This window comes from Nonomuraea sp. NPDC048881, assembly GCF_040649795.1.
Classification (GTDB): Bacteria; Actinomycetota; Actinomycetes; order Streptosporangiales; family Streptosporangiaceae; genus Nonomuraea.
The window spans coordinates 185,329-192,155 of the sequence record NZ_JBEZGC010000017.1 but is presented as its reverse complement, the minus strand read 5'-3'; the positions used below and the strand labels follow the sequence as shown (position 1 = coordinate 192,155).

Sequence of the window (6,827 nt, the reverse complement as noted above, 5' to 3'; positions counted from 1 at the left end):
CCCCGCCCATGGGCCCGCGGCGGCTGCTCTGGCTCGACCGGGCCCTGGACGCGCTGTCCGACACCGGGCTGGACGACGGCCAGAAGTTCAACGCCACCACGGTGCTGAGCGGCTACGCCCTCACCGACGCCACACTCACGCACTCGCTCGGCGCCGGCGGCAAGGCCCCCGCGGCCAGGGCCAAGGGAGCCGCCGAGTACGGCGAGGTGCTCACCGAGGTCCTGGACCCCGCGACGTACCCGGCACTGTCGGGCATGATGCGTTCCGGCCTGCTCAGGGACTCCACCGGCTGGACGGAGGACGCCGACTTCCGGTTCGGCCTCGACCTCCTGCTGGACGGCATAGAGGCGCTGATCGCCCGCCGGGCCCGATAGTCGCTCCCCGCCGGAGCAAGCCGTCGTTCCCGCCTCGTTCGGGCCGAAGAGCCGACTCGACACGGTTCTTCGTGCACCGCCTTGACCTGCTCGAACAGCCCGTAGCGCTGATCGCTGTCCCGTTGTTCCTCGCCCGCGAAGCATGCCCCGACCGGCTCGGGATCTTTCGGGTGATCGCTCGGACGCCCTGAAGATCACAATGACTTCCAAGCCAGATACCAGTGCCATGCACAACGGTGGACGTCATCCCGACGGCGTGGGGTCGTCATACGGCAGGAAGGGGCACGATGAGCGGCAGGAAGACCATGCTGGCGGTCGGAGCAGTGGCGGGGCTGATCGTGGGAGGCTCGGGGGTGGCGGTCGCCGGGGTGGTGGCCTCCGACGGTGTGATCACAGCGTGCGTCACGTCAAGCGGCACGCTGCGCGTTCCCGGCACCGCGCAGCCCACGGCCAACCCGTCGCCCACCCCGACGACACAGACGGAACTGGCGCCCCCCGCCGAGCCGGGTCCGGAGGGGTGCGCGGCCGGGGAGCGGGTCATCACGTGGAACCAGCAGGGTCCCGCGGGCCCCACCGGTCCTGCGGGCCCTGCCGGACCCACGGGTCCTGAGGGGCCGAACCCGTTCGACGGCCAATTCCAGGGCACGCTGAGCGCGTTGCTGCATCCGCGCACCGCGGGGTCCTACATCGGCAAGTGCCTGCGCGGGCAGATCGCGGTGAGCGGCGGCTACGAGATCACCGACTTGTACAACGAGGCGGCCGTGCCGGACGTCATCGTGTCCAAGGCGGCCCTGGTGTTCGACGCCGACGGCAAACCCCGCAGCTACGAGGTCAGGGCCAAGAATCCCACGGACCGGCTGCTCAACGTCTACTCCCGCGTGCACTGCGTCCCGGAGTGAGGCCTCCCGCGAGATCAGGGTTGAGGTCAGGGTTCCGCGTTTCCGCAGACTTGATGCGACAGCCGTCGCCGCCCTGTTCGAGCACCACGGCCGCCTGCCAGGCATTCTGAAGACCAGCCCGACCGGTCCCCAAGAAGCATGTGACGTTCAGGCGTACGGACGATCATGTCGGACATCGTGCGATTCTCGACAAGATCACGATGCGTCGATGCGGTGTGAGCGTCATGATCGAGAAGCTCAACCGCCCACGGGCAGCCGGCCGAGTGTGTGCATGATCGCGGCGTGGCCGGTGCGCAGGGCAGCGGCCGGGTCGGTTCCTGCCGGTCCCTGCCAGCGGAGGTAGACCATGGTGGTGCCGTGGCGCACGCCCACGGCGACATGAGCGATCGAGTGGCGGTCGGTGCCCTTGGGGCGATGCGACAGGTCGGCGTCCTGCACGGCGAAGGTCCTGATCTCGCCCGTCCAGGGGCCACTGGTGAAGGGTTCGAGTCGGGGATCGATGCTGTAGGACTGGTCACCCTCGTCGGAGAGGCATGAGCCATCCCATCTGAGCAGCTCGGTACGTGCCTGTTCGGCGCTCTGCTCATCGGGCAGGAACAGCACGTCCTCGCGGACTGATACCTCGCCGATCAGGCGACGGGTAACGGCGGGCGCTCCGTCGTAGGCGTTCTGCTCATGAAAGGGGTCCGCGCAGACCAGCTCATGCGAGCCTGGCGCGCTCCCTGGGACCGGCCACGACACCATGTCCTTGCCGTATGCGGAGGCAGGAGGCAGGAGGCAGGGCCGCCGCCATCGCGGCCGAGGCCGACCGCGTGGCGGGGGCGGGTGCGGACCTGGCAGGGGCGCCGCCGACGGCTGCCAGCACGGACGTGGCCGACGCAGTGCCCTGGAGCAGTACCTGCGGGTCAGGCTCGCCGTCCATCTCGAACGGCCAGGCCCATGTCACCTCCGCCAGCAGCCCGCGCCGAGCGGCCACGATCGTCGCCTGGGCACCCGGGTCGCCGTGCTCCGTCCAGGCATCCGTGGTGACCAGGGCCTGCACGCCACGCCACCCCCACTGGTTGAAGCCGGTCACGTCCTTGAGCACGTCATCGCCGGAGCGGCCGCACTCGGCGGTGCCACGGCGGGCCGTCGCGACCGCGCGGATCGCGGCCTCGGGGGAGGTGATCCAGAACCGCACCTCCAGCGGCTCGTCCAGTTCCGGGAGCAGCAGCCTGCCGCTGTAGGCGGGCACGCCCTCCGGCGGCATCCGAGTCTCGATCCTCTCCGGCCAGCACCACGCCAGAAAGGGGGTGCTCGGGAGGGTGACGTAGGGAGCGTAGGTGACGTCGTCGTCGAGGTACTCGTGCAGCCGGTCGGCGATCTCCTCGACCGAGGCGGCGGCTCGTGCCGGCATCGGCAGGGCAGGTGTCTTCAATTGGTCGAAGACGCCGAGGGTGAACAACAGGGTGATGGCCGCGGCCGCGATACGCAACCCCCGGCGCCTGGCAAGATCCACATCAGGTACGACGCGGGGAGCCCGGCCGAAGTTGACCCAGGCGATGTCTTCGCATGGACGCCATGTTGCAGCGAAGATGCTCCGCCGCCGGCCTCCCCGCACGCCCGTGTGCCGGGTGTCGCCAGTACACGGCAGAAACGGGCCGCGGGACGGCGGAGCCGCCGCTCAGTGGCCGCCACCGGCGGCGTGCTCCCGGCGGTCGAGGTCGGCCCGCAGCTGGGCGAGCCATTCCCGGCCCCTTCTGCGCCCGTCGGGGAGCTGGTCGTCGCGGTCCCAACGCCAGGAGACCGCGAGGGCGAGGCTGAGGATCCGGCAGTCGGCGAGCAGCCCGGAGTCGGCGCCTGGGTAGTGCGCGGCGACGTCCTCCGGAGCATGGGCGAGGTCGAACTCGACGGGGCCGCGGCAGGCGGTCTCCAGGTCGATGAAGAGCGGTCCGTCCGCGGTGGCGAGCAGGTTGCCGGGGTGCGGTTCGCCGTGCAGGAGCTGTTGCCGCGGGCCGCGGTCCAGGATCGCGCGGCTGATTCCGTGGAGGGTGTCGGTCAGCAGGGCGCGTTCCGCGGCGCCGAGGTCCGGGCTGACGGCGGGGTCCTCGACCACCCTGAGGGCGTCGGCGACGCGGTCGGTGAAGTGCGGGGCGGTGAAGTGCGGGGCGGCGAGGTCGATGCGGCGCAGGCCGGCGTGCAGCCGGGCCAGGGCGTCGGCGTAGGCGGCGGGCGGGTGGTCCTCGGGTGCGGCGGTGGGCTCGTAGTAGGTCCAGAGGGTGACGGCGAAGCCGTCGCGGAGATGGACGCGCGGCTCGGCCCTCGGATCGAGACCCGCCACCGGGCTGCCGGTCCCGGCGAGGCGCCGGGTGAGCTCGACCTCGAAGTCGGGGCGGTTCGCGAGGGGCGCGACCCGGGCGAGGATGCCGCTGGGCCGCAGTCGGACGGCGATCCGGTTCGAGCTGTGCAGCACAGCGGCGTCGTCGGCGCCCAGGCCGTACTCGGCGGCCGTGTCGACGGCCGCGGCCACCGCCCGCGGGATCTCGGTGTCCTTCACGTGTTCGGTGCCTCTCCCTGCTGAAGTCGATGTGTGCGGGGCAGGCCCGTGGCCTGGCCGAGCGTCCTTTACGTCGTGACCAGCTCGGCGCGGCCGGGCATGGCGGCCCCGAGGCCATGGTCGTCCCGGGCCGTCAGGGGCCGGTCAAGGAGAGCGCTCACGTCCGGATCACCCCGAAGCAGCGCCGTGCTGGAGCCGTCGCCGCAGAGCCGGTGGCCGGCCGCGGTGAGGATGGGCGTGCGCGCGTCGGCCTGCTCGGGAGGGCGCGGCAGCGGGAAGGGGCCGAAGTGGCGGGCGTCGCCGGTCGGGACGCCGTTGCAAGGTACGTCCGGTGGGCGGCCGGGGTTGCGTCGGCACCTGCGTACGGTCGACTGCTGATGGAGAAGTGCGAGGGCCGGCCGGTCACGTTGGTATGCAACACCACCCGGCCGGTTCGGCGCATTCGGTTTCTTGCTGGTGCTGGTGCTGGTGCTGGTGCGGTATCGGTGCCGGTGCCGTGCCGGTGTCGGCGCAGGGCCTGGCCGCCACTGTCAGCGCGCCATCCTGAGCCGCGCTCACCAGGCCGACGAAGCCCTCAGCTCCACGGGCTCTTGGTCAGGTTGGTCGACGCGCTGCGAGACCGGCCGTCCGGGGGAAGTGGATGCCAGCGGGTGCACCTAGGTGGTCCGCACGAAGGCATCCAGCGTGCCCTGCCCGGTGATCTCCCTGCTCTTCTCCGCAGGTCAATGCGTGACGGCGCCGTAGATTCCGCGAATTTCATCGCGGGATGGCCGGGGCTCAGCACATCGACGGGATGCAGGTGAACGGGTTCTCCATCGGGGACGGCGGCTGCGGCTGGGCGGGCGCCTGGGTGGGCTGCTGCGACGGCTCGGGCGTGGGTTCCGGTGGGGGCTCGGTGTTCCGGGCGGGCGTCGGGTGGGGCGCCGAGCCGTCGTCCATGGGGTTGCTCGCCGCGTCGCGCGTCCTGGCTGGTCGGGTCGTGGGGGCGAAGAGGAAGCGCGACTATGACGGCGGTCCTGCCCCCATCTGGACCGGCACTTTGTGAGAACCCCGCCAGAGGGTACGGTGCCGGGTGAGTGTCTGGGGTTCCGCCGCCCGGCCCGTTTCATGCAGGTCTGGTGGGCCTGGTCCGAGCGACACCGCCGGCGGCTTCGGCGGCCACCGGTCAACTGAAGGGGCAAAAGCCTGGAGGTCGTGGTTCCCGCGAGCGTGGGAGCCGGAGAGGCCTTCCGGTGTGCCCGACAGTTGTCCTGTTCGTCCAGCATCTGCCCGGTGGGATCTCACGACTGAGCGCGTCGGCTCTTGAGTCGTCCACCGGCCTCATCCCCGTGCTGATGACCGCGTCACTGCTGGCCTTCGCTCTGGCCTGGCTGTCGTCGGTGGGCGGCGTGGGTGGCGGCGGGTTGATGCTGATCGCGCTCACCGCCCTGTACGGTCTGCAGCTGGCACTGCCCACCCTCACACTGACTCAACTGGCCGGCAACGGCGGCCGCGTCTGGTTCAACCGGCGCGCGGTCCAGTGGCGGCTCCGTCACGCCGACGAACTGACCGAGGGCGCGCTGACGGCCGGCAGCCGGCCGCGCGCCCCCGGGAGCGCTGACGCCGCCGACCGTGACAGCGCCTACGTCGTGGCGGCCCGGACGCCGAGGACGACGAGCACCACCGCCGTCACCCTGGCGACTGCGTGCTTGAAGCGGGCCTTGTGCAGGATGTGCGCCCCTCGGCGAACCAGGACCGTCCAGGTCAGCAGCCACACCGCCATCAGCAGGGCATGGGCGGTGGCCAGGGTGAGGATCTGCCCGTTGAGGGGACGGCCGGGCACGATGAACTGGGGGACCAGGGTCAGGTAGATGGAGGCCGCCTTGGGGTTGAGCACGTTCGCCAGCAGGGCCTGGGTGTAGACGGAGCCGGTACGTCTCGGCCGATCCGTGAGCTCGGGAGGCGGGGGCAGGGTGGTGGACCGCCAGGTCCACAGGCCGAGGCCGATGAGGTAGGCCGCCCCGAGGAGCTTGACGACGGTGAAGGCCTGGCTGGAGTGCATGACCAGGGCCGACAGCCCGGCGATGGCCAGGGTCGCGTGGGCGTACAGGCCGCTGACCGTGCCGAGGATGATCGGGAGGGCCCGCCGGTGACCACCGGCCGTGACGTGCTGGACGAGCAGGGTCAGGCTGGCGCCCGGAGTGGCGATGACGGGCAGGATCGCCAGGAGGAACGCGGTGACCGCGTAGGTGTGGGTCATGCCTGGAGCACGACGCGGAAGTGGGTGGTGAGGCGGTGGTCGTCGTCCAGGACGTGGAAGGCGAGGCCGGGCGGTTGGTCGCGGTCGGCGGGCCGGTCGCCCTCCCACGGCAGGCGCAGGGTCCAGGTGACGGCCGGCGCGACGATCAAGGGACGACCGGCGAAAGTGGAAGCGGCCGCGGTGTGAGCGTGGCCGGTGAGCACGGCGACGACCTGCGGATGCGCGTCGAGCAGCGCGGCCAGGTCGCCGGGCGCCTCCAGCCGCCCGGAATCGGGCAACGGGTGGTGGAGGACGACGGGCGGCTGATGGAAGGCGATCAGCGCGGGCGTGTCCGGGGCGAGCCCGTCGAGGGTGGCGTGCATCCAGGCGAGGGTTTCGGCGTCGAGCCGGCCCTCGTCGCGCCCGGGAATGGTGGAGTCGCACATCAGGATGGCGGTGCCGGCGACGTGGTGCACCTGGTTGACGGGGCCGGGCGCGGGTGGCCGTCGCAGCAGCGCCTTGCGGTAGGCCGGGCGGACGTCGTGGTTGCCGGGGCAGGTGAGCACCGGGAAGGGGGCGGCCAGGAGCTGGGCGGCCTGCTCGTACTCGGCCTCCGCGCCGTGATCGGCGATGTCACCGGTGACCAGCAGGGCGTCGACCGGGCGGGGCAGCGCCCTGAGGTGGTCCATGACCTGGGTGGCGCGCCGGGTCGCCCGGTCGGTGCCGTCCAGGTGCAGGTCGCTGATCTGGGCCAGGAGCAACGTCATCGTGCGATCCCCAAGCTGTCTAATGGTTAAATG

At 71.5% G+C, this 6,827-nt stretch carries 8 protein-coding genes; 3 read left to right on the top strand and 5 right to left on the bottom strand.

Translation table 11 applies throughout. The features are described from left to right. On the top strand, nt 1-374 hold a 374-nt coding region (locus AB0C33_RS40700; protein WP_358298121.1), incomplete at its 5' end, for a TetR/AcrR family transcriptional regulator C-terminal domain-containing protein. Nucleotides 375-661: 287 nt separating this feature from the next. Beyond that, nucleotides 662-1,273: a hypothetical protein gene (locus AB0C33_RS40695; RefSeq protein ID WP_358298119.1), complete on the top strand. Its 612-nt coding sequence runs from the start codon at nt 662-664 to the stop codon at nt 1,271-1,273. A 237-nt stretch (nt 1,274-1,510) separates the two neighbouring features. On the opposite strand, the gene AB0C33_RS40690 is transcribed toward AB0C33_RS40695, so the two are convergent. The 3 genes from AB0C33_RS40690 to AB0C33_RS40680 all read right to left on the bottom strand — a co-directional run bounded on the left by AB0C33_RS40690 (nt 1,511) and on the right by AB0C33_RS40680 (nt 3,809). Beyond that, nucleotides 1,511-1,876 carry a hypothetical protein gene (locus AB0C33_RS40690; protein WP_358298117.1) on the bottom strand — a complete coding sequence of 122 codons (366 nt, stop codon included), beginning with the start codon at nt 1,874-1,876 and terminating at the stop codon, nt 1,511-1,513. Between the two features lie 97 nt (nt 1,877-1,973). Next, a complete protein-coding gene (locus AB0C33_RS40685) occupies nt 1,974-2,747 on the bottom strand; it encodes a hypothetical protein (RefSeq protein WP_358298115.1) in 774 nt (257 codons plus the stop codon). Nucleotides 2,748-2,936: 189 nt separating this feature from the next. Then, entirely contained in the window at nt 2,937-3,809 is an 873-nt protein-coding gene (locus AB0C33_RS40680) for an aminoglycoside phosphotransferase family protein (RefSeq protein WP_358298113.1), read from the bottom strand. Between the two features lie 766 nt (nt 3,810-4,575). Here AB0C33_RS40680 and AB0C33_RS40675 point away from each other — a divergent pair. After that, nucleotides 4,576-4,854: a hypothetical protein gene (locus tag AB0C33_RS40675; RefSeq protein ID WP_358298111.1), complete on the top strand. Its 279-nt coding sequence runs from the start codon at nt 4,576-4,578 to the stop codon at nt 4,852-4,854. Between the two features lie 576 nt (nt 4,855-5,430). Here the strand turns inward: AB0C33_RS40675 and AB0C33_RS40670 are convergent. Then, on the bottom strand, nt 5,431-6,048 hold the full coding sequence (locus tag AB0C33_RS40670; RefSeq protein ID WP_358298109.1) for a LysE family translocator: 618 nt from the start codon (nt 6,046-6,048) through the stop codon (nt 5,431-5,433). Continuing rightward, entirely contained in the window at nt 6,045-6,794 is a 750-nt protein-coding gene (locus tag AB0C33_RS40665) for a metallophosphoesterase (protein WP_358298107.1), read from the bottom strand. The genes AB0C33_RS40670 and AB0C33_RS40665 overlap by 4 nt, the downstream gene beginning before the upstream one ends. Nucleotides 6,795-6,827: the final 33 nt, after the last annotated feature.

Coding starts and splice junctions, on each gene's coding strand:
- AB0C33_RS40670 (WP_358298109.1), bottom strand. CDS start 6,048: ATGACCCACACCTACGCGGTCACCGCGTTCCTCCTGGCGATCCTGCCC.
- AB0C33_RS40695 (WP_358298119.1), top strand. CDS start 662: ATGAGCGGCAGGAAGACCATGCTGGCGGTCGGAGCAGTGGCGGGGCTG.
- AB0C33_RS40675 (WP_358298111.1), top strand. CDS start 4,576: ATGGCCGGGGCTCAGCACATCGACGGGATGCAGGTGAACGGGTTCTCC.
- AB0C33_RS40665 (WP_358298107.1), bottom strand. CDS start 6,794: ATGACGTTGCTCCTGGCCCAGATCAGCGACCTGCACCTGGACGGCACC.